18 protein-coding genes are annotated in these 24,430 nt (G+C 61.1%); 4 read left to right on the forward strand and 14 right to left on the reverse strand.

Annotation, left to right across the window (positions count from 1 at the left end; all coding sequences use genetic code 11):
• The coding region (locus tag AC07SU_RS13440) for an IS3 family transposase (protein ID WP_494997287.1) at positions 1–519 on the forward strand (519 nt) is incomplete at its 5' end.
• Positions 520–575: 56 nt separating this feature from the next.
• Here AC07SU_RS13440 and AC07SU_RS13445 read toward each other — a convergent pair.
• Positions 576–1,028: a GNAT family N-acetyltransferase gene (locus AC07SU_RS13445; protein ID WP_494997288.1), complete on the reverse strand. Its 453-nt coding sequence runs from the start codon at positions 1,026–1,028 to the stop codon at positions 576–578.
• A 220-nt stretch (positions 1,029–1,248) separates the two neighbouring features.
• Here AC07SU_RS13445 and AC07SU_RS13450 point away from each other — a divergent pair, with 220 nt between their 5' ends.
• Positions 1,249–1,986, forward strand: a complete 738-nt coding sequence (locus AC07SU_RS13450; RefSeq protein WP_176996704.1) for a substrate-binding periplasmic protein — start codon at positions 1,249–1,251, stop codon at positions 1,984–1,986.
• Between the two features lie 94 nt (positions 1,987–2,080).
• Here the strand turns inward: AC07SU_RS13450 and yccS are convergent, their stop codons facing one another.
• The 10 genes from yccS to betI all read right to left on the reverse strand — a co-directional run bounded on the left by yccS (position 2,081) and on the right by betI (position 17,055).
• Positions 2,081–4,264 carry a YccS family putative transporter gene (yccS, locus tag AC07SU_RS13455; protein WP_494997289.1) on the reverse strand — a complete coding sequence of 728 codons (2,184 nt, stop codon included), beginning with the start codon at positions 4,262–4,264 and terminating at the stop codon, positions 2,081–2,083.
• Positions 4,265–4,475: 211 nt separating this feature from the next.
• Entirely contained in the window at positions 4,476–5,654 is a 1,179-nt protein-coding gene (locus AC07SU_RS13460) for a BaiN/RdsA family NAD(P)/FAD-dependent oxidoreductase (RefSeq protein ID WP_494997290.1), read from the reverse strand.
• Positions 5,655–5,849: 195 nt separating this feature from the next.
• On the reverse strand, positions 5,850–7,187 hold the full coding sequence (dbpA, locus tag AC07SU_RS13465; RefSeq protein ID WP_256349848.1) for an ATP-dependent RNA helicase DbpA: 1,338 nt from the start codon (positions 7,185–7,187) through the stop codon (positions 5,850–5,852).
• 130 nt (positions 7,188–7,317) lie between these two features.
• Positions 7,318–8,745: a multidrug transporter subunit MdtD gene (gene mdtD, locus AC07SU_RS13470; protein WP_176996700.1), complete on the reverse strand. Its 1,428-nt coding sequence runs from the start codon at positions 8,743–8,745 to the stop codon at positions 7,318–7,320.
• Positions 8,746–8,781: 36 nt separating this feature from the next.
• A complete protein-coding gene (locus AC07SU_RS13475) occupies positions 8,782–9,672 on the reverse strand; it encodes an alpha/beta fold hydrolase (protein ID WP_494997291.1) in 891 nt (296 codons plus the stop codon).
• A 401-nt stretch (positions 9,673–10,073) separates the two neighbouring features.
• The gene (locus AC07SU_RS13480) at positions 10,074–11,390 is read right to left on the reverse strand and encodes a TldD/PmbA family protein (protein WP_494997292.1); all 1,317 of its coding nucleotides are present in this window, start codon (positions 11,388–11,390) and stop codon (positions 10,074–10,076) included.
• Complete coding sequence (locus AC07SU_RS13485) at positions 11,390–12,832, reverse strand: TldD/PmbA family protein (RefSeq protein ID WP_494997293.1); 1,443 nt, start codon at positions 12,830–12,832, stop codon at positions 11,390–11,392. Before AC07SU_RS13485 ends, AC07SU_RS13480 begins: the two co-directional genes overlap by 1 nt.
• Before the next feature lie 214 nt (positions 12,833–13,046).
• Positions 13,047–14,741, reverse strand: a complete 1,695-nt coding sequence (betA, locus tag AC07SU_RS13490) for a choline dehydrogenase (protein WP_176996696.1) — start codon at positions 14,739–14,741, stop codon at positions 13,047–13,049.
• A 137-nt stretch (positions 14,742–14,878) separates the two neighbouring features.
• Positions 14,879–16,351 (reverse strand): betaine-aldehyde dehydrogenase, encoded by a 1,473-nt coding sequence (betB, locus tag AC07SU_RS13495; protein WP_494997294.1) that lies wholly within the window; start codon positions 16,349–16,351, stop codon positions 14,879–14,881.
• A 110-nt stretch (positions 16,352–16,461) separates the two neighbouring features.
• Positions 16,462–17,055: a transcriptional regulator BetI gene (betI, locus tag AC07SU_RS13500; protein ID WP_176996694.1), complete on the reverse strand. Its 594-nt coding sequence runs from the start codon at positions 17,053–17,055 to the stop codon at positions 16,462–16,464.
• 391 nt (positions 17,056–17,446) lie between these two features.
• Between betI and AC07SU_RS13505 the strand changes: the two genes are divergently transcribed.
• Positions 17,447–19,381 carry a BCCT family transporter gene (locus AC07SU_RS13505; RefSeq protein ID WP_494997361.1) on the forward strand — a complete coding sequence of 645 codons (1,935 nt, stop codon included), beginning with the start codon at positions 17,447–17,449 and terminating at the stop codon, positions 19,379–19,381.
• A 169-nt stretch (positions 19,382–19,550) separates the two neighbouring features.
• Here AC07SU_RS13505 and choV read toward each other — a convergent pair whose 3' ends face one another.
• From choV to AC07SU_RS13520, 3 genes are all read right to left on the reverse strand, one after another.
• Positions 19,551–20,729 carry a choline ABC transporter ATP-binding protein gene (gene choV, locus AC07SU_RS13510; RefSeq protein WP_176996692.1) on the reverse strand — a complete coding sequence of 393 codons (1,179 nt, stop codon included), beginning with the start codon at positions 20,727–20,729 and terminating at the stop codon, positions 19,551–19,553.
• Positions 20,726–21,571 carry a choline ABC transporter permease subunit gene (choW, locus tag AC07SU_RS13515; RefSeq protein ID WP_010565949.1) on the reverse strand — a complete coding sequence of 282 codons (846 nt, stop codon included), beginning with the start codon at positions 21,569–21,571 and terminating at the stop codon, positions 20,726–20,728. Before choW ends, choV begins: the two co-directional genes overlap by 4 nt.
• A 66-nt stretch (positions 21,572–21,637) precedes the next feature.
• Positions 21,638–22,585, reverse strand: coding sequence for a choline ABC transporter substrate-binding protein (locus AC07SU_RS13520; RefSeq protein WP_176996691.1), 948 nt, complete (start codon positions 22,583–22,585; stop codon positions 21,638–21,640).
• Positions 22,586–23,000: 415 nt separating this feature from the next.
• Between AC07SU_RS13520 and AC07SU_RS13525 the strand changes: the two genes are divergently transcribed.
• A complete protein-coding gene (locus AC07SU_RS13525) occupies positions 23,001–24,377 on the forward strand; it encodes an L-serine ammonia-lyase (protein ID WP_176996690.1) in 1,377 nt (458 codons plus the stop codon).
• The last annotated feature ends 53 nt before the right edge of the window (positions 24,378–24,430 follow it).

Raw genomic sequence — 24,430 nt, forward strand, 5'->3', positions numbered from 1 at the left:
GCGCCACATGTGCTCAAGCGTAAGTTTGATGTCACGGCGGTCAATCAAGTGTGGTGTGGCGACGTGACGTACATCAAAGTCGGCAAGCGATGGTTGTATTTCGCTGCGGTTCTGGATTTGTTCGCCCGTCGGATCGTGGGCTGGTCGTTTTCGATGATTTCCGATGCCACGCTGACCTGCGAAGCTTTACGGATGGCTGTTGAGCTTAGAGGTCACCCTAAAGAGGTACTGTTTCACTCAGACCAAGGTTGTCAGTACACCAGTCATAAGTTCAGGAATGAGCTGCTGGAGCATGGCCTGCGGCAAAGCATGAGCCGGAAAGGCGAATGCTGGGATAACGCCCCGATGGAGCGTTTCTTCGGAAGTTTGAAATCAGAGTGGGTGCCCGAAACGGGCTATGCATCAGAGCATGAGGCCCGAGCCGATGTGCAGCGTTATGTCTCACGCTACAACATCACTAGGCCCCACAGTTACAACGATTACCGGTCGCCGGTCGTCAGGGAGAGACTGGCGGCATGAACCTTAAATGGTGTCCAAGAATACTTGACCAGTTCAGCTTGCCTGCGATGAGGCCCTCAGTCGCGCCGCATACCAATATGTGGAATATCATCCTCAAGGTATTCCTCACCCGCCACCACAAACCCATACCGCCCGTAATACCCCTGCAAATGTGCCTGGGCTGACAGGAAAATCGGCGTCTCAGGCCAAATATCCTCAATGCGCTTGAGGCTCTCTTCCATCATCCGATGCCCCAGCCCCGTACCGCGTGCCACGGGTGCCACGATGACCCGGCCAATCACCACGTCACCGCCCTGGGACTCCGGGTCCAGCAGGCGCAGGTAGGCCACCAGCTCGTCGTTCTGCCACGCCATCAGGTGATGGGTGTCGCCCGAGAGGTCTTGCCCGTCGAGGTCCTGGTATACGCATTTCTGCTCCACGACGAAAACCTCGTTACGCAGGCGCAGGATGGCGTACAGCTGGTCCTTGCCCAGGTCATCGTGGTGTTTGCAGACCCATTCGACTGTCATGGTGTGTTCTCTTATCAAGTGTCTGTGCCGATAGTAAGCGCGGCGGGCGGCGCTGTCTAAATCTGGCATTTTTGTGAATGGCGTCAATTTGCCATCATTCTGTGCATTCGCCGCTGACTTCTTTGTGTAATCTGCAATGCAGTCTCATTGATGAGCTACTGTTAGAACCTCAGGTTGAGCCTGAGCTCAGGCCAACGCCTGCCCGCCAAGGACTTTGAGCATGCCGCGATTTTCTCGTGCCGTTGCTTTGATAGGAATGTTGCTGCTGGCGACACCGGCGCTCGCACAGCGTCTGCGCCTGGTAGCGGATGCCTGGCCTCCCTTTACCGATGCCACCTTGATCAATGGCGGCCTGGCCACCGACATCGTCACCACGGCCCTGGCGCGTGCGGGGTATGCCAGCGACTTCGAGCAGGTACCCTGGGCCCGCGCGCTGATGGGCGTGGGAGACGGGCGTTACGACGTGCTGGTCAATGCCTGGTACGACGATGCCCGCACGCAACTGGGGCAGTTTTCCGGCGAATACCTGCTCAATCGCGTGCGTTTCATCAAGCGCCGCGACGACCCCATCGACTACCAGAACCTGGAGCAACTGCACGACGAATCCATTGCCGTGGTGCGCGGCTATGCCTACTCGCCAGCGTTCGACCAGGACACCCAATTGCAGAAAGTACCGGTGCATAACTTCGCCATGGCCGTGCGCATGCTGGCGGCGCAGCGTGTGCGGCTGACGGTGGAAGATGAGTACGTGGCCCGTTACTACCTGGCGCGGGAGTCACCGCGTGTGCGCAATGCGGTGGAGTTCTTGCCCAAGCCCCTGACCGAAAACAGCCTGCACATCCTGGTGAGCCTGAAGAACCCGCAGCATGAGCAGATCGTGGCCAGCTTCGACCGGGAAATTGCCAAGATGAAGGTCGATGGCAGCTATGAGCGGTTGATGAAAGAGCACGGTATGTAGGCGGCTTTAGGGCCCCATCGCAGGCGAGCCAGCTCCCACATTTTGAATTGCGAATACCTTCAACTGTGGGAGCTGGCTTGCCTGCGATAGCGATCTAAGCCTCGCTGGTATCCTTGATCAAATGCGCCGCCAGCGTGCGCAACGGCCCCAACTGCCGACAGATCAACGCCAGTTGCGTCTGCACCAACCGCTGCCCTTCATCGATCTCATCCGGCATCTGCTCAAGGTCCGCCGCCAGGGCCTCTTCCGCATCACTCTGAATCGCAATCGGCTGCTTGTTCGCAAGCCCGGTGGCGATTTCATCAATACTCGCCGCCAGCGAATTACCGGCGCCGCCGATCAAATGCTCGCGCACTTCGGCCGGCAATTGGGTTTCCCGGTGTGCGCCCAAGCCAGACAAATAACTCAGCAAGGTGTGCGACAACACCAGGAAGCGGAAGCCCACATCGGCCTCCTTACGGAAGTGCCCCGGCTCCATCAGCATGTTGGCCAGGGTGGTCGACAGCGCGGCATCGGCGTTGTGCGCGTTACGCCGGGCCAGGCGATAGGCCAGGTCGTCGCTCTTGCCGGCGGCGTATTGCTGCATGATTTGCCGCAGGTAGATGCTGTTGCACGTCAGGGTATTGGCCAGCACCTTGTTCAGGCGGCGGCCCTGCCAGTCCGGCAGGAACAGGAACACCGCCAGGCCGGCAATCAGGCTGCCCAGCAAGGTATCGAACAGCCGTGGCAGGAACAGCCCGTAGCCATCACCCACCTGGTTGAAGCAGAACAGCACCATCAAGGTGATCGCCGCCGTGGCCAGGGTGTAGCGGGTGGTACGGTTGATAAAGAACACCAGGCCGGCGGCGATGGCGAACAGCGATTGCACCAGCGGGCTTGGGAACAGGTCGAACAGCGCCCAGGCCACGGTCAGGCCGATGGCGGTGCCGACGATCCGCTGGCCAAGCTTGCGCCGGGTGGCGCCGTAGTTGGGCTGGCACACGAACAGGGTGGTGAGGATGATCCAGTAGCCCTGGGACGGGTGGATCAAATGCACCATGCCGTAGCCGACACTCAGCGCCAGCGGCAGGCGCAACGCGTGACGGAACAGCAACGAGGTTGGCGTGAGCTGGGTGCGCAGGCGCGTCCACATTTCCTTGAGGTTGCGCGGCGCACGGTCGAGCAGGCTGCTGTCGGTGGCATCGGCCAGGGAATCGGGGTTGCTCGCATCGCCCAGCAGGCGGTCGAGGGTGGACAGGTTGGCGGCCAGGGCACGCAAGGAGCGCAGCAGCCCGCGCCAGGCCGGGTTGCTCTGGATGCGCAGGTGCTCCAGGGAGGCGTTCAGGTCGCCCAGGGCTTCGGCAAAACTGTCGTCATAGATGAACGGCTGGCGCAGTTGGATCGACTCGGCCAGGGTCTGGCAGGCCTTGCCTTGCTGGCGCAGCAGGCGCTGGCAGCGGAACAGCACATCGCTGTGGAAGAAGGCTTCGGCCAGGGCGTTGTAGGGATAGTGCGAGGAACTGGCGCGCTCGTGGATGTCCTGGGCCAGGAAGTACAGCTTCAGGTAGCGGCTGACCTTCGAACCCGGGCGACCATTGCCCACGCGGTGCAGAATGATTTCCTTCGCCGCGTTCAATGCTGCGACCACACGGCCGTTTTGTTGGGCCAGTTCCAGGCGGCGTGCTTCCACGTCCAACTGGCGGATCGGTTCGAACAATGACGATTTGAGCTTGAGGTAACGCCCCAGCTCGCGGAACAACCGCGCCAGGCTCTGTTGCACCGGCTGGTTGGAAAACAGCGCCTGCCACAACACCGACAGCACGCCGTACCAGGCGGCGCCGGCCACCAGCAGCAAAGGCTCGTGCCAGAAGTCGGTCACCGCGCCGCCACGCTGGTCTACGCCGATCATGGTGTACACCGACAGGATCAGCGTCGCCGAAGCAATCGCGCCATAGCGTTCGCCCAAGGCGCCAAGCATGGTCAGGCAGAAGCTGGCCAGGGCCAGGGCGATCGCGAAGATCCAGGGGTAGGGGAACAGCAGCTCCACCGACAGCGCGGCGATGCTGAAACACACCAGCGTCACCGCCAGGGCGTTGAGGCGGCCTTGCCAGCTGTCATCGGTCTCGGCCAGAGCGCTGGCGATAATCCCCAGGAACAGCGGGATCAGCAGTGTCATTTCATCCTGATACCAGCACAGCGCCATGCTGCCGGTGAGGGCGATGAATACCCGAACGCTGTAACTGAATTTATCCAGCGCCCACAGGCGCCGCATGGACTGCTTGAACGAGGTCGATGACATGAAGTCTGGAGTCTTCCGGGACGATGCCGCTAAATTGAGCCAGTAATGACGCCACGGCAAGCGTGGCGATCACATCTAACAGCAAAATTTTCTCGTTCACCACAAAACCAATGTGGGAGCTGGCTTGCCTGCGATAGCAGTGGTGAATTCACTACAGCCATCGCAGGCAAGCCAGCTCCCACAGGGGATAGCATTTCAAGGTTAAGCCGTGTCAGGCGTACTGCGCCGCCGCATAGCCCGAAGCCCAGGCCCACTGGAAGTTGAAACCACCCAGGTGACCGGTCACATCCAGCACTTCCCCAATAAAGTACAGGCCCGGGCTTTTCAGCGACTCCATGGTCTTGGACGACACTTCCCGCGTGTCCACGCCGCCTAGCGTGACTTCCGCGGTGCGATAACCCTCGGTGCCCGCAGGCACCAACTGCCAGCTGCCGAGTTTTTGCGCGATATCGGCGATCTCGGCGTGGGTGTACTGCTTCATCGGCTTGGAGGCAAACCAGGTTTCGGCCAGCAGGTTAGCCATCTTCTTGGTGAAGATCTCGCCCAGCAGGGTTTTCAGTTCGCTGTTCGGGCGCTCGACCTGTTGCTGTTGCAGCCAGGTGTGGGCGTCGTGGTCGGGCAGCAGGTTGATCTCGACCGTATCGCCGCTTTCCCAATACGAAGAAATCTGCAAAATCGCCGGCCCACTCAGGCCACGGTGAGTAAACAGGATGTTCTCGCGAAAGCTCTGATCGTTGCAGCTCACCAGGCAATCCACCGAAGTGCCAGACAGCTCGCCACACAACTCCTTGAGCTGGTCGGTGATGGTGAACGGCACCAACCCGGCGCGGGTCGGCAGCAGTTCATGGCCGAACTGCTTGGCCACCTGGTAGCCGAAGCCGGTGGCGCCAAGTGTCGGAATCGACAGGCCACCGGTGGCGATCACCAGGGATTCGCAGCGCAGTTCACCCAAGGTGGTCTGCAACTGATAGCCGCCGTCGACCTTGGCGATTTCCTGGATCGAGGTGTCCAGGTTCAGGTTCACGCCGACCTGGATGCACTCGTCCAGCAGCATGCCGAGGATGTCACTGGACTTGTTGTCGCAGAACAGCTGGCCGAGCTTCTTCTCGTGGTACGGCACGCCGTGCTTGGCCACCAACCCGATGAAGTCCCACTGGGTATAGCGGGCCAGGGCGGATTTGCAGAAGTGCGCGTTCTGGGACAGGAAGTTAGCCGGCTCGGTGTACATATTGGTGAAGTTGCAGCGGCCACCACCGGACATCAGGATCTTCTTGCCGGCCTTGTTCGCATGGTCGATCAACATCACCTTGCGCCCACGCCCGGCAGCGGTCAGCGCGCACATCAAGCCTGCGGCGCCGGCGCCAATGATCACAACTTCGGTCGAGCGCAAAGCAATGTCCTCACAAAAACTTAATATGAAATGCAATCAAATGTGGGAGCTGGCTTGTGTGGGAGCCGGGCTTGCCCGCGATAGGATCACCTCGGTATGTCAGGTACACCGAGGTGATGCTATCGCAGGCAAGCCAGCTCCCACACAAGCCAGCTCCCACATTGATTCGGTTCCCACAGTAAATATGTGGGGTTCTTACAGGATGCGAACGCGCAACGAACGGCCCTTGATCTTGCCGTCATTCAAGCGCTGCAACGCTTGCTTGGCGATTCCGCGTTCCACCGCCACGAAGGCCTGGAAATCAAAGATCGCGATCTTGCCCACCTGGGCACCCGGAATCCCGGCTTCACCAGTCAGCGCGCCGAGGATGTCACCCGGACGCACCTTATCTTTACGGCCAGCCGCGATGCACAGGGTGCTCATCTGTGGCAGCAACGGGCCACCGCTTTGCGGCTTGAGGTTGTCCAGTTGGTCCCAGTTCAGCGGGGTTTTCTGCAACTGCTCGATGGCTTGGGCACGGTGCGCTTCGGACGGCGCCACCAGGCTGATGGCGATGCCGGTCTCACCGGCGCGGCCCGTACGGCCCACGCGGTGGATGTGGATTTCCGAGTCGCGGGCCAGTTCGACGTTGATCACCATGTCCAGCGAGTCGATGTCCAAACCGCGTGCAGCAACGTCGGTGGCCACCAGTACCGAGGTACTGCGGTTGGCGAACATCGCCAGCACCTGGTCACGGTCGCGCTGTTCCAGGTCGCCGTGCAGGCCAACGGCGGAAATGCCCTTGGCCGTCAGGTGATCCACGGTTTCCTGCACTTGCTGCTTGGTAAAGCAGAACGCCACGCAGGAGGCCGGACGGAAGTGCGCCAGCACCTTGGTCACTGCGTCCATACGCTCTTCCGGCGAGATCTCGTAGAAACGCTGCTCGATCTGGTCGTCGGAGTGGAACGCTTCGGCCTTCACCTGTTGCGGCGCGCGCATGAATTTGGAGGCCAACTGCTTGATGCTCACCGGGTAGGTGGCCGAGAACAGCAGGGTCTGGCGGCGCGGCGGGGTCTTGCTGATGATGTCTTCGATGGCGTCGTAGAAACCCATGTCGAGCATGCGGTCGGCTTCGTCGAGGATCAGCGTGTTCAATCCGTCCAGTACCAGCGAGCCCTTGCGCAGGTGCTGCTGGATGCGGCCCGGGGTGCCGACGATGACGTGGGCGCCGTGCTCCAGGGAGGCGATTTGCGGGCCGAGGGACACGCCGCCGCACAGGGTCAGTACCTTGATGTTGTCTTCGGCACGGGCCAGGCGACGGATTTCCTTGGCGACCTGGTCGGCCAACTCACGGGTCGGGCACATCACCAGGGCCTGGCAGCCGAAGTAGCGCGGGTTGATCGGGTTCAACAGGCCGATGCCGAAGGCGGCGGTCTTGCCGCTGCCGGTCTTGGCCTGGGCGATCAGGTCCAGCCCCTTGAGGATCACCGGCAAGCTTTGCGCCTGGATCTGCGTCATCTCGACATAACCCAGCGAGTCGAGGTTAGCCAGCATGGCGGCGGACAGGGGCAAAGTATTAAAAGCGGTGGCGATGGTAGTCACGGGACTGGCTCTGCAAAACAAAATGTTGCGCAGTGTACCAGTCTCGAAGGATTTTCCCTGCAAGTTCTAGACGAGACGCCCGCTAGTGCTCGATATCATGCTCGCGGCTGACCACCCGTTTGCCGTCGGTGGGCGACAACTGCAGGAAGATCGCCGCCGCCAGCATCGCCATGATGCCGACGGTGAGGAAGGTCAGTTGGAACGCGCCGAGCACGCTTTCCACGCCATCGTTCCCGGCTTCGGCAGTAAACCCGCCGAGCAGCGCACCGGCGCAGGCCACCCCGAGGCTCAGGGACAATTGCGCCACCACCGACAGCAAACTGTTGCCGCTGCTGGCCTGGGCGTCGTCCAGGTCGATCAGGGTAACGGTGTTCATCGCGGTGAATTGCAGGGAGTTGATCGCCCCCAGGATCGCCAGCATGCACAGCAGCAGCGGGTAGGGCGTGTGCTCGCTGACCAGGCCCATGCTGGCCAGCATGATGCCGAGGAACAAAGTGTTGCCGGTCAGCACCACGCGGTAGCCGAGCCGCTCGATCAGCGTGCGAGCGATGGACTTGGCGAACATCGCCGCTGCCGCCAGGGGCAGCATGCTCATGCCAGCTTCCGACGGCGAGTAGCCCAGCGCCACTTGCAGCAGCAACGGCACCAGGAACGGCAGGGCGCCGCTGCCCAGCCGCGCGAACAGGTTGCCGAGGATGCCCACGGCAAAGGTGCGGGTCTTGAACAGCACCGGTGAGAACAGCGGGTTATCGATATGCCCGGCTCGCAACCAATAGGCCGCCAGGCACGCCAGCCCGCCGAACAGCAGCAACATTACCCGCAGGTGCGGCAAGTGCAGTTCGCCCAGGCCTTCCATGGCGATGGTGATCAGCACCATCGCCGCGCCGAACAGCAGGAACCCCACGCTATCAAAACGCGTGCGTTCGCTGCCGCGCAGGTCGGGGATCAGTTTCCACACGGCGTAGCAACCGACCATGCCCACCGGCAGGTTGATCAGGAAGATCCAGTGCCAGGTCAGGTATTGCACCATCCAGCCGCCCATGGTCGGGCCGAGCAACGGGCCGAGCAGGCCGGGGATGGTAATGAAGCCCATGATCCGCACCAGCTCGGAGCGGGGGTAAGCGCGCAGCACCACGAGCCTGCCGACGGGTAGCATCAAGGCACCGCCCAAGCCCTGGATGACCCGCGCACCCACCAGCATGGTCAGGCTGCTGGACAGTGCGCACAGCAGCGAGCCAAGGGTGAACAGCATGATGGCGCCAAAGAAGATCTTCTTGGTGCCGAAACGGTCGGCGACCCAGCCTGAGGCCGGGATCAGCAAGGCGACGGTGAGCATGTAGGCGATCACCACCCCTTGCATGCGCAGCGGGTTTTCCGCGAGGTCCCGGGCCATGGCCGGCAGTGCCGTGTTGAGGATCGTCCCGTCCAGCGACTGCATGAAGAAGGCAATCGCGACCACCCAGGGTAGCCAGCGGGCGGTCTTGGCATCGAGCGGGACGCGATTCGGCATGGAAAACCCTTTTGTTAGCAGGCTATGTGTCGGCGATTATGCGCCATCCGTCGCTCCTTTTCCCACTGGCGGTTCGTCTATATCTGACAGCGCGGCGTCCTTGCCCACCAAAAAATCCAACAGCGCACGGTGCACCGCCAAGGCGGCCTCGCGGGACTCCAGGTCGAGCAAATGGCCGGTGTGCTCGGCCACGGCAAAACTGCTGCGCCCTACGTATTGCTTGAACAACTGCGCCTCGGCGGCCGGGGTGTATTCGTCCAGCGTGCCGTTGAGGAAATGCACCGGTGTTTCAATCTGCCTGAGGGCTGGCAGGTAGTTGCCATCACCCAACGCCAGCACCTGGTGGATATGAAAGCGCGCCTGACGGTACTCCGTGGTGGCCATGGTCGACAGGTGGCGATGGTTGTTGCGCTTGAGTCTGGGTGACAGGTACTTGCCGACAGTCTCGTTGAGCAAATGGCCAACGGCCGACTTGTCATCGGCTTCGATCAGCACGCGCACGCGCTCCACGTAGTCGAGCATGGCCTGGTTGAGGTTGGGCGCCAGGGCCATCACCACCGAGCTTTCGATGGAGGGCGGGTTGTGGGCCAGGGTCAGCAATGTGGAGATGCCGCCCCAGGAGGCCGACACCAGGTGGTTGACCTCAAAGCGCTCCACCAGGGCGCGCAGCATTTGCACTTCGTCGTCCTTGGTCACCAGGTCGAGGTCGGTGTTGTATTCGCGCGAATAGCCTGAAAAGGGCAGATCGAACAGCAGCACGTTGAAGTGTTCCGCCAGGCATTTGCTGGTGCGCGCAAACGAGCGGGTGGTGGACAGCGCGCCGTTGACCATCAGCACGGTTTTCTTGTGTGGGTCTTTACCCAGTTGCTCTATGTGAACGTTGTAGTGCTTGAACAGCCTTTCAATGACAAAACTTCCATGGTTCATGTCAACGCTCCAGCTTGCCCTTTCCCGGGCAAGGTCGTGCATCACTTGGTCTCAAGTGGTTTAAGGGCGGCGGGGTTGGAATTATTGTTACCGCACGGACGTGGCTAGGTGCCACTAACCGTTATAACGGGGAATCTGGAGGGGAACAACAGGCCGAACGGCCAAAGTATGGAGAAGGGAAGCGTCGTCGCCGTGACGGTAATTCCCCTGTAGGAGCCGGCTTGCCGGCGATGGCGTCGTTAAGCGTGGTGCATGGCATACGGGCCCAATCGCTGGCAAGCCAGCTCCTACACGGGAACGGGGTGTTACATGACGCACCCACTGTAGGAGCCGGCTTGCCGGCGATGGGGCCCTTGAATGTTGCGGTGTTCGAGAGGGCGCCATCGCCGGCACGGGGTGGGTTACAGGGTGAGGGTCAGGCGTTTGACCAGGGCGCCGGGCAATAGATTGGATGCGGTATTGCGCTGGCCGTAGGTGCTGGCCGACAACAGCAGTTCCCGATCAGCGGTCAGGGCTTCGAGTTGCGAGCCGAGCAGGCTGTACACGCTGTCATCAAAACGCATGGTGCTGACCGGCGCCTTGATCTCGCCGTCTTCCACCCAGAACGTGGCGAAGCGCGTCATGCCGGTCAGGCGGGCGGCGGGCAGGTCGGAGTAGTTCAGGTACCACAGGTTGCTGATGTACAACCCGGTGCCCAACTGCTTGAGGATGTCGGCCTGGGCCAGGCTGCCCGCGGCCATCTGCAAGGCGCTGGGGGATTCATCGCTGCTGGCGCCGTTGGTGCTCAAGCCGTATTCGGCGGCACTGCGCGAGTTGATCAACTGGCCTTCGGCCTTGCCTGCATTGATCAGCGTGACATCACCACGCGGGTAGCCTTCGGTAGAAAACCCCTGGCTCAGGGAACCGCTGATCCGTTCATCCACCGTCACCAGCGGGCTCAGGGATTGCTCACCGGCGTACAGCTTCTGCAACGAACTGCCTTTGCTGGCGATGGCCTGGGCAGAAAAACCACCCCAGGTGATGATGCTGATGATTTCTTCAATCGCCGCCGGGGCCAGGTAGGCGCGGTATTGCCCGGGTGCGAGGGTGTGCAGCGGTCGGCCAAGGAACTCAAGTTGCTCGCGGGCCTGCTGGAAGCGTTCGGCGAACTCGGCGCTGTCCCAGGTGTGCCCGGCGTAGCTGGCTTTTACCGCTTCGCCATTGGCGTGGAACAGGCTGAAATCAAAGTTGAAGCTATTGGCGCGATGCCAGCCGAACGCACCGTCGGAGCTGGCGAAGCCACGGCTGATGGGGCCAGCGGCGTAGAACCCGACCAGGTCAACACCTTCAGCAGCCTGGCTGATTTCTTCCAACACCCGGGCCAGATCAGGCAGCGGTCGCGTTTGTTCGTTGTTACTTTGCCAAGCGTTGTGATTGAGCAGCAGGTACGGATCTTCTGGCAGCAGCGGCAGGGTTTCGCGCAGTTGCTGCAGGCCATCGGCGAGACGCTGCCGGTCCAGCTCCGGCTCGCCGGACAGGGTAATGCCCAGGTCGGCGTGGCGGCCGTCATTGATCAGTTTCAGGTTGAGGCTGGCCTGTTGCACCTGGCCCGCCTGGCGCACCTTGGCGTGGTTGAAGCGCACAAACTCGGACGCCTCATCGGCATAACCCAGGTGGAATTGCTCGCTGTCGGTGATGGCGTGCTTGAGCCATTCCACCAATGCCTTGAAGTTGTTCATCAGGCGTCTCCCCCAAATACATCGACATCACTGAATACGCAGGCGGGCGAGGCATGGCCGACGCGGATCACCTGGTTGGGTTCGCCTTTGCCGCAGTTGGGCGTGCCCAGTACCTTGAAGGTGGTGGCGTCGCCGACCGCGCTGAGGTTGCGCCAGAAGTGCGCGGAAATGGCGCGGTAGTTGGGGTTCTTCACCACGCCTTTGAGCTCGCCGTTCTCGATCAACTGGCCCCACTCGCAGCCGAACTGGAACTTGTTGCGCGCATCGTCGATGGACCACGAACGGTTGGTCGACATCAGGATGCCGTTTTCCACACCGTCAATCAGTTGCGCAAGGCTCTGATCGCCGGCTTCGATATTCAGGTTGGCCATGCGGTCGATGGGCGCGCGGTTCCAACTGCTGGCGCGGCTGTTGGCCACGCCGCTCATGCCCGAACGGAATTGCGACAGCGCCCCGCCCAACGGCTTGAGCAGTAGCCCTTCGCGGATCAGGAACTGCTTGCTGGCGGCGGTGCCGTCGTCGTCATGGCCGTAGCTGGCGAGTTGTTCGGGGATGTCCGGGTCGAAGGTCACGTTGAGCAACTTGGAGCCGTATTGCAGGTGGCCGAAATCGCTGGCCTTTACAAAACTGGTGCCAGCGTAATTGCGCTCATCGCCCAAGATGCGGTCCAGTTCCAGAGGATGGCCAATGGACTCGTGGATCTGCAGGATCATTTGGTCGGGCATCAGCAACAGGTCGCGCGGGCCGTTGGGCGTGTTGGGCGCGAGCAGCAATTGCAGGGCTTCGTCGGCGATGCGCGGCGCGGCACCCACCAGGCCGAAACGGCTGATCACATCAAAGCCGCCTTGTTGGCCGAAGTTGCTGCCGCCCAGGGTGCGGGTCTGGCTGTCGTTGCCGTCGTAGGCGGTGACGTTGACGCCAGGGAACACAAAGCGCTGGGCCTGGCGCAGTTCGGCGCCGGCGTTATTGAGGTAGATCTGTTCGACGTGGGTCAGGCCGAGGCTGACTTCCCAGTTCACCAGGCGCTCATCCTTGGGCACGGCGGCCGATTCGCTGCCGAGCAATGCGTAGCAGTCGCTCAGGGAAGGGAAGGGCTGTTGAAGCTCGGGCGACAAGTAGTCGGCGACGTCGCTGGAGACGTGTTGTTCGCGCAGGTCGAGCAGGGCGTGGGGCTTGATCTGCCGGGCCTGCTGTTCGGCGCGTTCGAGGGCGGCTTGCAGACCCGCGAGGGAAATATCGTTAGTGGCAGCGTAGGCTTCGACGCCGTTGAGGCGCACGGTGAGCATCGCGCCTTCGTCGTGGTTCAGGTGGGGCGGCTCGGCGACGTTCTTGCGGACCGACAGGTATTGGCCGGATTCGCGCACGTAACGCAGCGAGAAAAATTCGGCGCAGGTGCGCAGGGCACTGAAGTGCTGCTTGAGTGTGGTGTGGTAATCGAACATGGGGCCTTCCTTGTGGGCGGCTCGGCGCGGGCAGGCAAACAGAGTAGGCCTGGGCTGGGAGCTGATCAAGGAAAGTGTAGGCGGGTGGTTTTTCGGCGTCTGGTCGGGCCTCATCGCGGGCAAGCCCGGCTCCCACAGGTGATCGAGTTGTTCAGACGAACTCGGTCGGTGTGGGAGCTGGCTTGCCTGCGATGGGAGCGCCGCGGTGTATCAGTTACTGCGCGATTTCACGCAGCGGCTTGCCACGCACCGGCGCATCGCCGGCCACGTAGTAGTCGGCGGTGCTGCGCGGCAGCGGCTGGCGGCCACGGATCTTGTCGGCGATTTTCTCGGCGATCATGATCGTTGGCGCGTTCAGGTTGCCGGTGGTGATGATCGGCATGATCGACGCATCCACAACACGCAGGCCCTGCATGCCATGCACGCGGCCTTCGCCATCCACCACCGCCATGTCGTCGGTGCCCATCTTGCACGAGCAGGACGGGTGGAACGCGGTTTCGGCGTGTTCGCGGATGAACTTGTCCAACTGCTCATCGGTTTGCACGTCAATACCCGGGCTGATTTCGCGGCCACGGTATTGGTCCAGCGCCGGCTGTTGCATGATTTCACGGGTCAGGCGGATGCCGTCGCGGAATTCTTGCCAGTCCTGCTCGGTGGCCATGTAGTTGAAGAGGATGCTCGGGTAGTCCCGTGGGTTCTTCGACTTCAGCTGGATGCGGCCACGGCTTGGCGAACGCATGGAACCCATGTGCGCCTGGAAGCCGTGCTCTTGCACACCGTTGCTGCCGTTGTAGTTAATCGCCACCGGCAGGAAGTGGTACTGGATGTTCGGCCATTCGAATTCTTCACGGGTACGGATGAAACCGCCCGCTTCGAACTGATTGCTGGCGCCGATGCCGGTGCCGTTGAACAGCCACTCGGCACCAATCGCCGGCTGGTTGTACCAGAGCAGCGACGGGTACAGCGACACCGGTTGGGTGCAGGCGTATTGCAGGTACAGCTCAAGGTGATCCTGCAGGTTTTCGCCGACGCCTGGCAGGTCGTGGACCACCGGGATGTCGAGGCTTTCCAGCAGCTTGGACGGGCCAACACCGGAGCGTTGCAGCAGTTGCGGCGAACCGATTGCACCGCTGCACACGATGACTTCCTTGCGTGCACGGGCTTCAACGCGCTCTTCGGCAGCGCCGATCAGGTAACGCACGCCAACGGCACGCTTGCCTTCAAACAGTACTTTGTCGCTGAGGGCGTGGGTGACGATGGTCAGCGTGGAGCGCTTCTTGGCGGTGTCCAGGTAACCGCGCGCGGTGCTGGCGCGACGGCCCTTCGGCGTGACGGTACGGTCCATCGGGCCGAAGCCTTCTTGCTGGTAGCCGTTCAAGTCTTCGGTACGCGGGTAGCCCGCCTGTACGCCGGCTTCAACCATGGCGTGGAACAGGGGGTTGTTGCCGGCTTTTGGCGTGGTCACGCTGACCGGGCCATCGCCGCCGTGCCAATCGTTCGGGCCGATGTCGCGGGTTTCGGCTTTACGGAAATACGGCAGGCAATCGAGGTAGGTCCAGTTTTCCAGGCCTGGCAGTTTCGCCCAGCCGTCGTAGTCCATCGCGTTGCCACGGATGTAGCACATGCCGTTGATCAGGGAAGAGCCACCCAGGCCCTTGCCGCGACCGCATTCCATACGGCGGCCGTCCATGTGTGGCTCTGGATCGGTCTCGTAGGCCCAGTTGTAGCGGCGGCCCTGCAGCGGGAACGCCAGCGCCGCAGGCATTTGCGTGCGGAAGTCGAAACGGTAGTCGGGGCCGCCGGCTTCCAGCAGCAGGACGGTGACGCCTTCGTCTTCGGTGAGACGGGTCGCCAGGGTGTTACCGGCGGAGCCGGCACCCACAATGATGTAATCGTATTCTTGGGACATTGGATGCACCCTCTTTTGAGATAGTCAGGTCGGGCCTCATCGCGGGCAAGCCCGGCTCCCACAGGGGAACGCATTCCAAATGTGGGAGCTGGCTTGCCTGCGATAGGGGCCTCACAGGCAACACAAAACTCGGGGTATCAGAACACCGAGGCGTAATCGCCCAGCTCAACCTGTACCGATTTGATGCGGGTGAAGTTGTTCAGCGAGCTGATGCCGTTCTCACGGCCCACACCGGATTGCTTGTAGCCACCGACCGGCATCTTCGCGTCGGACTCGCCCCAGGCGTTGATCCAGCAGATACCTGCTTCCAACTGATGAATCACGCGGTGGGCGCGGTTCAAGTCCTTGGTCACCAGGCCAGCGGCCAGGCCGAAGTCGGTGTCGTTGGCGCGGCGGATCACTTCTTCTTCGGTTTCGTAGGTCAGGATCGCCATGACTGGGCCGAAGATTTCTTCACGCACGATGGTCATGTCGTCAGTGCAGTCGGTGAACACGGTCGGGGCCACGAAGGCGCCTTTGGCGAAGTCGCCGTCGGTCAGGCGATCGCCGCCGCACAGCAGGCGGGCGCCTTGCTCTTTGCCCTTGGCGATGTAGCCCAGCACGCTTTCCATGTGTTGGAAGCTGACCAGCGGGCCGAAGTTGGTGTTTTCGTCTTGCGGGTTGCCGACGCGGATGCGTGCAACGCGCTCGGCGATCTTGGCTTCGAACGCTGCTTGCAGGTGCTTGGGCACGAACACACGGGTGCCGTTGGTGCAGACCTGGCCGGAGCTGTAGAAGTTGGCCATCATCGCGGTGTCGGCGGCGCGGTCGAGGTCGGCGTCGTCGAAGATGATCAGCGGGGACTTGCCGCCCAGTTCCATGGTCACGTCTTTGAGCGAGGAGCTCGACGCGCTGGCCATGACTTTCTTGCCGGTGTCAGTGCCGCCGGTGAACGAAACTTTCTCGATGCGCGGGTGCTCGGTCAGCCAGGTGCCGACTTCACGGCCGCTGCCGGTCAGTACGTTGAACACGCCCGCCGGAACGCCGGCTTCGGTGTAGATCTCGGCCAGTTTCAGGGTGGTCAGCGAAGTGACTTCGCTTGGCTTGAAGATCATCGCGTTGCCGGCGGCCAGGGCCGGTGCGGATTTCCACAGGGCGATCTGGATCGGGTAGTTCCATGCGCCGATACCGGCGACCACGCCCAGCGGCTCGCGGCGGGTGTAGACGAAGGAGGTGTCACGCAGCGGAATCTGCTCGCCTTCGATGGCCGGCACCAGGCCTGCGTAGTATTCCAGCACGTCGGCGCCGGTGACGATGTCGACGTACTTGGTTTCGGAGAAGGCTTTACCGGTGTCCAGGGTTTCCAGGGCGGCCAGCTCGTCGTTGCGCTCGCGCAGGATGTCGACGGCACGGCGCAGGATGCGCGAACGCTCCATGGCGGTCATCGCGGCCCAGATTTTCTGGCCTTTTTCAGCGCTGACCACGGCACGTTCAACGTCTTCTTTCGTCGCGCGTTGCACTTGGGCGAGAACTTCACCGTTAGCCGGGTTGATGGCGTCGAAGGTGGCATCGCTGCCAGCGTCGCTGTAGCCGCCGTCAATGTAGAGTTTTTGCAGTTCGAAACGGGCCATAAAGTCCTCGCAAGTGCATAAGTGGTTGGCGTTAACCGCCGAACAGTGGGCCATAAGGGTGTGGCAACACTGAGCGACAGCAGTTCAGGGGTTGAGCGGTTATGTGTGCTCTAACTCACCTGCATGGCCAATTGGAAATCCATGTATTCGTAAGCGATCCGTTGCGCCTGCTCCGTGTCGAAAGCGTCTCCCGACAGGGCGCCGCGCAACCACAAACCGTCGATCAGGGCCGCCAGGCCTCGGGCTGCTTTGCGTGCGCGGGGCAGCGGCAGCACTCGGCGAAACTGGCAGCACAGGTTGGAATACAGACGTTGATCGTTGATCCGCTGCAACCTGTGCAATGACGGGTGGTGCATGCTGGTGGCCCAAAAAGCCAACCAGGTTTTCATTGCCGGGCCGTTGACCTGGCTGGCGTCGAAGTTGCCTTCGATAATCACCTGGAGGTGCGCCCGTGGGCTGTCATCCTTCAGGGCACGCCTGCGTTCGTGGACGTTGTCGATCAGCGCGTTCATCAAGTAACGCATCGTCGCTGCGATCAGGCCGTTCTTGTCCTGAAAGTAGTGACTGATGATGCCGTTCGAGACGCCGGCCAAGCGGGCGATCAGCGCAATGCTGGCATCCCCCATCCCGACCTGATCGATGGCCGTCAACGTGGCTTCGATCAACTGCTGGCGGCGTATGGGTTGCATACCGACCTTGGGCATGTAGCACCTCTCCTTAGGCCTGCCGATGGGCGATAAACGTCCGTCGGCTTGATGGCCAGTCTATTTTGTTTTGATTGAACGTTCAATCAACAAAGAATAAGATCTGCGACAAATGGTCGCTGCCTACAGGTATTTCCTATAAATGGGCCGCGACATCTGACACCTGCAAAAATCCTTGAAACAGGCCGTATCAGGGCCTGGCCACCGCTTCGGCGGGGTTCAGGAATTTTCGGGGTGTCTTTATAACACCCGTCCGTCGACTGCCGAAAAATCGATGTCCCGGGATAACCGTTGCCTTGTGTTTCTCTCTCGCACTGCCCGGAGCATCTGCGCCATGAGTTCTGCCTCTCTTATAAAGACCCCGCCGGAAAAGGTCCGGGTCAACGGTTGGGTGTTCTACGCCTCCACCGCGCTGATTCTGTTGTTGACCGCCATTCTGATCATCGCCCCGCAGGAGGCCGGGCGCATGCTCGGCGTTGCACAGGCCTGGCTTTCCAAAAGCTTCGGCTGGTACTACATGGTGGTCATCGCTGCCTACCTGGTGTTTGTGGTGGGCCTGGCGTTTTCGTCCTACGGCAAGTTGAAACTGGGCAGCAAGGACGACACCCCGGACTTCAGCTACGGCGCCTGGGCCGGCATGCTGTTCTCGTCCGGCATTGGCATCTCGCTGCTGTACTTCGGTGCGTCCGAGCCTTTGGACCACTACTTCAACCCGCCTGAAGGCGCCGCCGCCAGCAATGGCGCCGCGCGCCAGGCGCTGCAGCTGACCTTCCTGCACTGGGGCCTGCATGGCTGGGCGATCTACGCCCTGGTCGGCCTGGCCGTGGCGTACTTTGCGTACCGCCACAACCAACCGCTGGCCTTGCGTTCGGCACTCTACCCACTGGTGGGCGAGCGTTGGGTGAAAGGTGCGGCCGGCCATGCAGTGGACGGCTTCGGCATGTTCGTGACCCTGCTGGGCCTGGTGACCAACCTGGGCATTGGCTCGATGCAAGTGTCGTCGGGGCTTGAAAACCTGTTCGGCATGCAGCACAGCAACACCAACCTGCTGATCGTGATCATTGTGATGAGCACCGTGGCGACCATCGCCGCCGTGTCGGGTGTGGAGAACGGCATTCGCCGCCTGTCCAACCTCAACATCGTGCTGTTCAGCGGCTTGCTGATCTTTGTGCTGCTGTTCGGTCCGACCTTGCACTTGCTCAACGGCTTTGTGCAGAACATCGGCGACTACATGAACGGCCTGGTGCTGAAAACCTTTGACCTTTATGTGTACGAAGGCGACGCCGACAAGACCGAGCGCTGGATGGGCCTGTGGACCCTTTTCTACTGGGCGTGGTGGATTTCCTGGGCCCCATTCGTCGGTATGTTTATCGCGCGTATTTCCCGTGGTCGTACGGTGCGTGAACTGGTGGCGGGCGTGCTGTTGATTCCACTGGGCTTCACCCTGGCGTGGCTGTCGATCTTCGGCAACTCGGCCCTGGACCTGGTGCTGAATCACGGTGCAGTGGAGTTGGGCAAGACGGCGCTGGAACAACCGTCCATGGCCATCTACCAACTGCTTGAGCATTACCCGGCGTCGAAAATCGTCATCGGTGTGTCGATCTTCGTAGGCTTCGTGCTGTTCCTGACCCCGGCGGATTCCGGCGCGGTGATGATGGCCAACCTTTCGTGCAAAGGCGGCAACGTGGACGAAGATGCGCCGCACTGGCTGCGGATCTTCTGGTCGGCGGTGATCACCCTGGTGACCATCGGCCTGCTGTTTGCCGGTAACTTCGAAGCCATGCAAACCATGGTGGTACTGGCAGGGCTGCCGTTCTCGGTGGTGCTGATCTTCTTCATGTTCGGCTTGCACAAAGCGATGCGCCAGGACGTGGCCATCGAACAAGAGCAGGCGCAACTGGCAGAGCGTGGCCGTCGTGGTTTCAGCGAGCGTTTGACTGCGCTGGACCTGCAACCGAGCCAAGGCACTGTGCAGCGTTTCATGGATAAGCACGTCACGCCAGCGCTGGAAGAAGCCGCGAGCGCTCTGCGTGAGCAGGGCCTCGAAGTGCAGACCTTGCTCGGTAAGTCCAAGCGCTGCATCGGTGTGCGTATCGAGATGGAAGAGGGTAACCCGTTTGTCTACGAAGTGAGCCTGGATGCTTACTCGTCGGCACCGACCGACCTGCCCGAGGAAGAGCGCACCCGTTACTACCGGGCCGAGGTCTACCTGCACAACGGACCTCAGGAATACGACCTGATGGGCTTTACCCAGGAACAGATCACCCGGGACGTGCTCGATCAGTTTGAAAGCCATCGGCAGCTCCTTGGCCGTGTCTATAGCTGATGATTGAGCTGTGCGGCGCCGTCACTGGTGCCGCTGGTTCATGATTGAAATGAGGTCAACTGTGGGAGCTGGCTTGCCTGCGATAGCTATGTTGGATTCACGATTGCTATCGCAGGCAAGCCAGCTCCCACATTGACCCAGTTTCTTCATTGAGGGTTGTGGGGCTGGTCTAGCCCAGGTTCTTGCCCAGCAAGGCATGGTACAGCTCGCTGTCCCCCAGAATCCCCACCACCTGGTTGTTGTCATGCAACACCAGCTTGTTCCCGGTGTGATAACGAATCTGCAGCGCATCGCGCATACCGATGTTCGAATCCACCAGCGTCGGTATCCGGCCCAAACCTTCCACCGCTTGCCCCGGCGCCCAGTTCTGCAGGTTCATCACCGCGCCATTCTGGCGGGCACCCTTGATGGTGTTGCCTTCGGCCAGGTCCAGCCACGAGTCGCCGCCCGGGTCCAGGCACACCGAACCGTTGACGCGTTTGCAGTTGTCCAGGGTGCGCATCAGGCTGCGGCCGCACAGCACGTTCAGCGGGTTGGTATGGGCGACGAAGGTGCGCACATAGTCATCGGCCGGGTTCAGCACGATCTCTTCCGGCACGCTGTACTGGATGATCTTGCCGTCTTTCATGATCGCGATACGGCTGCCAAGCTTGAGTGCTTCGTCGAGGTCGTGGCTCACGAACACGATGGTCTTGCTCAGCTTGCGTTGCAGTTCCAGCAGCTCGTCCTGCAGGCCCTGGCGGATCAGCGGGTCGAGGGCGGAGAAGGGTTCGTCCATCAGCAGGATATCGGCGTCCATCGCCAACGCACGGGCCAGGCCCACGCGCTGCTGCATGCCACCGGACAGCTCATCCGGCTTCTTGTTGCGCCACTGGGTCAGGCCCACCAGCTCGAGTTTTTCATCCACCAGCTTGCGCCGGTCTTTCTCCGGACGGCCCTGCATCTCAAGGCCGAAGCTGATGTTCTCGCGCACCGTCAGCCACGGCATCAGGGCGAACTTCTGGAACACCATGGCAATGCGCTTGGTGCGCATCATTTTCAGCTCGGCGGGGGTGCAGGAGGCGATGTCGATCTGGCGACCTTCATGCTCCACGAACAACTGGCCGCGGCTGACGGTGTTGAGGCCGTTGATGCAACGCAGCAAGCTCGACTTGCCCGAGCCCGACAGGCCCATCAGCACGCAGATCTCGCCTTTCTCGATGTCCAGGCTGGCCTTTTCAACGCCAACGATCTGCCCAGTCTTTTTCAGGATCTCGTTGCGGTGCATCCCCTGGTCCAGCAGCTTGAGCGCTTCGCGTGGGTCCTTGGAGAAGATCACATCGACATTGTCGAATCGGATAATGCTCATGCATCACCCCCTACTTTGGCGTCGGGTTGTTTGCAGATGCGGTCGAGCATGATGGCCAGCAACACGATTGCCAGGCCGGCTTCAAAGCCCAGGGCGATGTCGGCGGTGTTCAGTGCGTTGACCACCGGTTTGCCGAGGCCGTCGGCGCCGACCAGGGCCGCGATCACCACCATCGACAACGACAGCATGATGCATTGGGTAATGCCGGCAGCGATGCTCGGCATGGCGTGGGGCAGTTCAATGCGCGAGAGCAACTGACGGCGCGAGCAGCCAAAGGCCTTGCCGGCGTCCATCAACTCTTGCGGTACATCACGGATACCCAGGTAGGTCAGGCGGATAGGCGCGGCAATCGCGAACACCACCGTGGAAATCAACCCAGGCACCACACCCAGCCCGAAGAGGGTCAGGGTAGGGATGAGGTAGACGAAGGTCGGTACGGTCTGCATCAGATCGAGCACCGGCCGCATCATGGTGTAGAACATCGGTTTGTGCGCGGCAACAATGCCCAGCGGCACGCCGATGACCACGCAGACCAGGGTGGCGAACAACACCTGCGCGAGGGTTTCCATGGTTTCCTGCCAGTACCCCAGGTTCAGGATCAGCAGGAAGGAGGCGATGACAAAAACAGTCAGGCCCCATTTGCGTTGAATGAAGTGAGCCAGCAGTGCAATCAGACCGATCAATGCCAGTGGATTGAACCAGGTCAGCGCAAACGTCACGCCGTGGATCATCGTTTCCAGTGTCGATGCGATTGCGTCGAAGTAGTTGGCGCCATGTTTGGTCAACCATTCGACGAAGGCAGCGATGTACTGGCCTAGTGGGATTTTCTGTTCAGTCAGCATGGTAGTGAATGTCCACATGCGAAAGGGAAAACATCCCGGGGCAGCGCACCGCCCCGGGGTCAGCGATTACTTGGCGAGATAAGCTTTAACGGCCTCCAGACCTGGTTTGCCATCAACGGTGGTGACACCGGCGAGCCAGGTGTCGAGCACTTGCGGGTTGGCCTTGAGCCAGGCCTTGGCGGCGACGTCGGGTTTCTGTTTGTCGTCCAGGACTTTACCCATCAGGGTGCTTTCCATGTTCAGGGTGAACACCAGGTTTTTCAGCAGCTGGCCAACGTTGCTGCATTCCTGGGTGTAACCCTTGCGGGTGTTGGTGTAGATGGTGGCCTGGCCGTAGTTGGGGCCGAACGAATCGTCACCCCCGGTCAGGTACTTCATCTTGAAGCGGGTGTTCATCGGGTGCGGTTCCCAGCCGAGGAACACGATTGCCTGGTCGCGCTTGGTGGCGCGTTCCACTTGCGACAGCATCCCGGCTTCGCTGGACTCGACCACTTTGAAGCCAGCGGTTTTCAGGCCGAAGGCATCTTTGTCGATGAGGGTCTGGATGGTGCGGTTGCCGTCGTTACCCGGCTCGATGCCGTAGATCTTGCCGCCCAGCTCATCCTTGAATTTGGCGATATCGGCGAAATCTTTAAGGCCTTTGTTGTACAGCGCCTCGGGCACCGCCAGGGTGTACTTGGCGTTTTCGAGGTTGGCGCGGACGGTTTCCACGGTGCCGGCATCACGGTACTGCTTGATGTCGTTTTCCATGGTCGGCATCCAGTTGCCGAGGAAGATGTCCATGTTCTTGCCGTCAGCCAGGGACTTGTAGGTCACTGGCACCGAAATCATCGTGGTGCGGGGCTTGTAGCCCAGGCCCTTGAGGACTTCGCTGGTGGTCGCGGTCGTGACGGTAATGTCGGTCCAGCCGACATCGGAGAAGTTGACGGTCTGACATTGTGCCGGTTCTGCAGCGTGCGCCAGGACTGGCAGACTCAACATGGCGGCCAACAACAACGAGGGTGAACCTTTCATGGGGCTAGACTCCTGTGTTTTTTCTGGCGGCGTTCGCCGCGCTTTATAGGTGTTGCGGTTGGTGCGTGCGACAACAGCTCTGGCACGGTGCCTTGCAAACGAGTCGAGACTGATCATGTACCAGTGAAAATCTGACGCCTACAGGGGGCGTCGTATCCAGTACAGGGATGGTCGTATCCAGTGTCGGTGACGTCGCTTACAGATTTTTTCCACGGCAAAACTGCGGTTTTTACCGATCTGCACCGCTAAAAACGGCCAAAACAAGTGATCGAACGCGAGCGACGTTACTGAGCATGGTCACGTCGGTGTGAGACGCCGTGATGACGGATAAAAGCTAGATGATGCCGCCATCTGGGCGATCTGAGCGTAGCAGCTCCTTGGTGCCTGGCCTGTTCACCCGAGGAGTTGCACGGCAATGGCTATCAGTGTTTTCGACCTGTTCAAGATCGGCATCGGGCCTTCGAGTTCTCACACCGTCGGCCCCATGCGCGCCGCGGCATTGTTCGTCCAGGCACTGCGTGAACGTGAATGGTTGGAACAAGTGCGGCGCGTCGAAGTTCAGCTCTATGGCTCGCTGTCCGCCACGGGCATCGGCCATGGCAGCGACACCGCCACCATCATGGGCTTGATGGGGGAATGGCCGGATGCAATCGACCCCTCGCAGATCGGCCTGCGTATTCACACTCTGCGCGAAACCGACACGCTGCTGCTGGACGGGCGTTTGCCGGTGCCGTTCGTGTGGGCGCGGGACATGCGCCTGCTCGACGAAAACCTGCCGTTCCATCCCAACGCCATGACCCTGGTGGTGTATGGCGATGACGGCGAGCTGCACCGCGACACCTACTATTCAGTCGGCGGCGGTTTTGTGGTGGATGAAGCTCAGGCGCAAAGCGGCGTGGCCGACATGGACCGCACCGAGTTGCCTTACGACTTTTCCAGCGCGGTGGAGCTGCTGCAGCTGTGCAAGACCCACAACCTGCGCGTGGCCGAGTTGATGATGGCCAACGAAAAGGTGTGGCGCTCTGAAGAAGAGATCCGCAGCGGCCTGATGAAGCTCTGGCGCGCCATGCAAGATTGCGTGGAACAAGGCCTCAAGCACGAAGGCATCCTGCCCGGTGGCCTGAACGTGCGCCGGCGTGCGGCCAAGTTGCATCGCAGCCTGCAGGAATTGAACAAGCCCAATGTGATCGGTTCGACCTTGAGCGCCATGGAATGGGTCAACCTGTTCGCCCTGGCGGTCAACGAAGAAAACGCGGCCGGTGGGCGCATGGTCACCGCACCGACCAATGGCGCGGCGGGGATCATCCCGGCGGTGCTGCACTACTTTATGAAGTTCAGCGAGGACGTCACCGAAGCCAACGTGGTCGACTACCTGCTCGGCGCGGCGGCGGTGGGCATCCTGTGCAAGAAAAACGCCTCGATCTCCGGCGCCGAAGTGGGCTGCCAGGGCGAGGTGGGTTCGGCGTGCGCCATGGCTGCGGCCGGGCTGGCGGAGATCCTCGGCGCCACGCCGGAGCAATTGTGTAACGCCGCTGAAATCGGTTTGGAACATAACCTCGGCCTTACCTGCGACCCGGTGGGCGGGTTGGTGCAGGTGCCGTGCATCGAGCGTAATGCGATTGCGGCGGTGAAGGCGATCAACGCTGCGCAGATGGCCTTGCGCGGGGATGGCCAGCATTTCATCTCCCTGGACCGGGTGATCCGCACCATGCGCGATACCGGGGCGGACATGCATGACAAGTACAAAGAGACATCGCGGGGTGGGTTGGCGGTGAGTGCCGTGGAATGTTGAGCCTTTGAAATGGCTATCGCCGGCAAGCCGGCTCCTACAGGAGTGCGCGTTCC

Source organism: Pseudomonas sp. GW821-FHT05H12 (genome assembly GCF_059419385.1).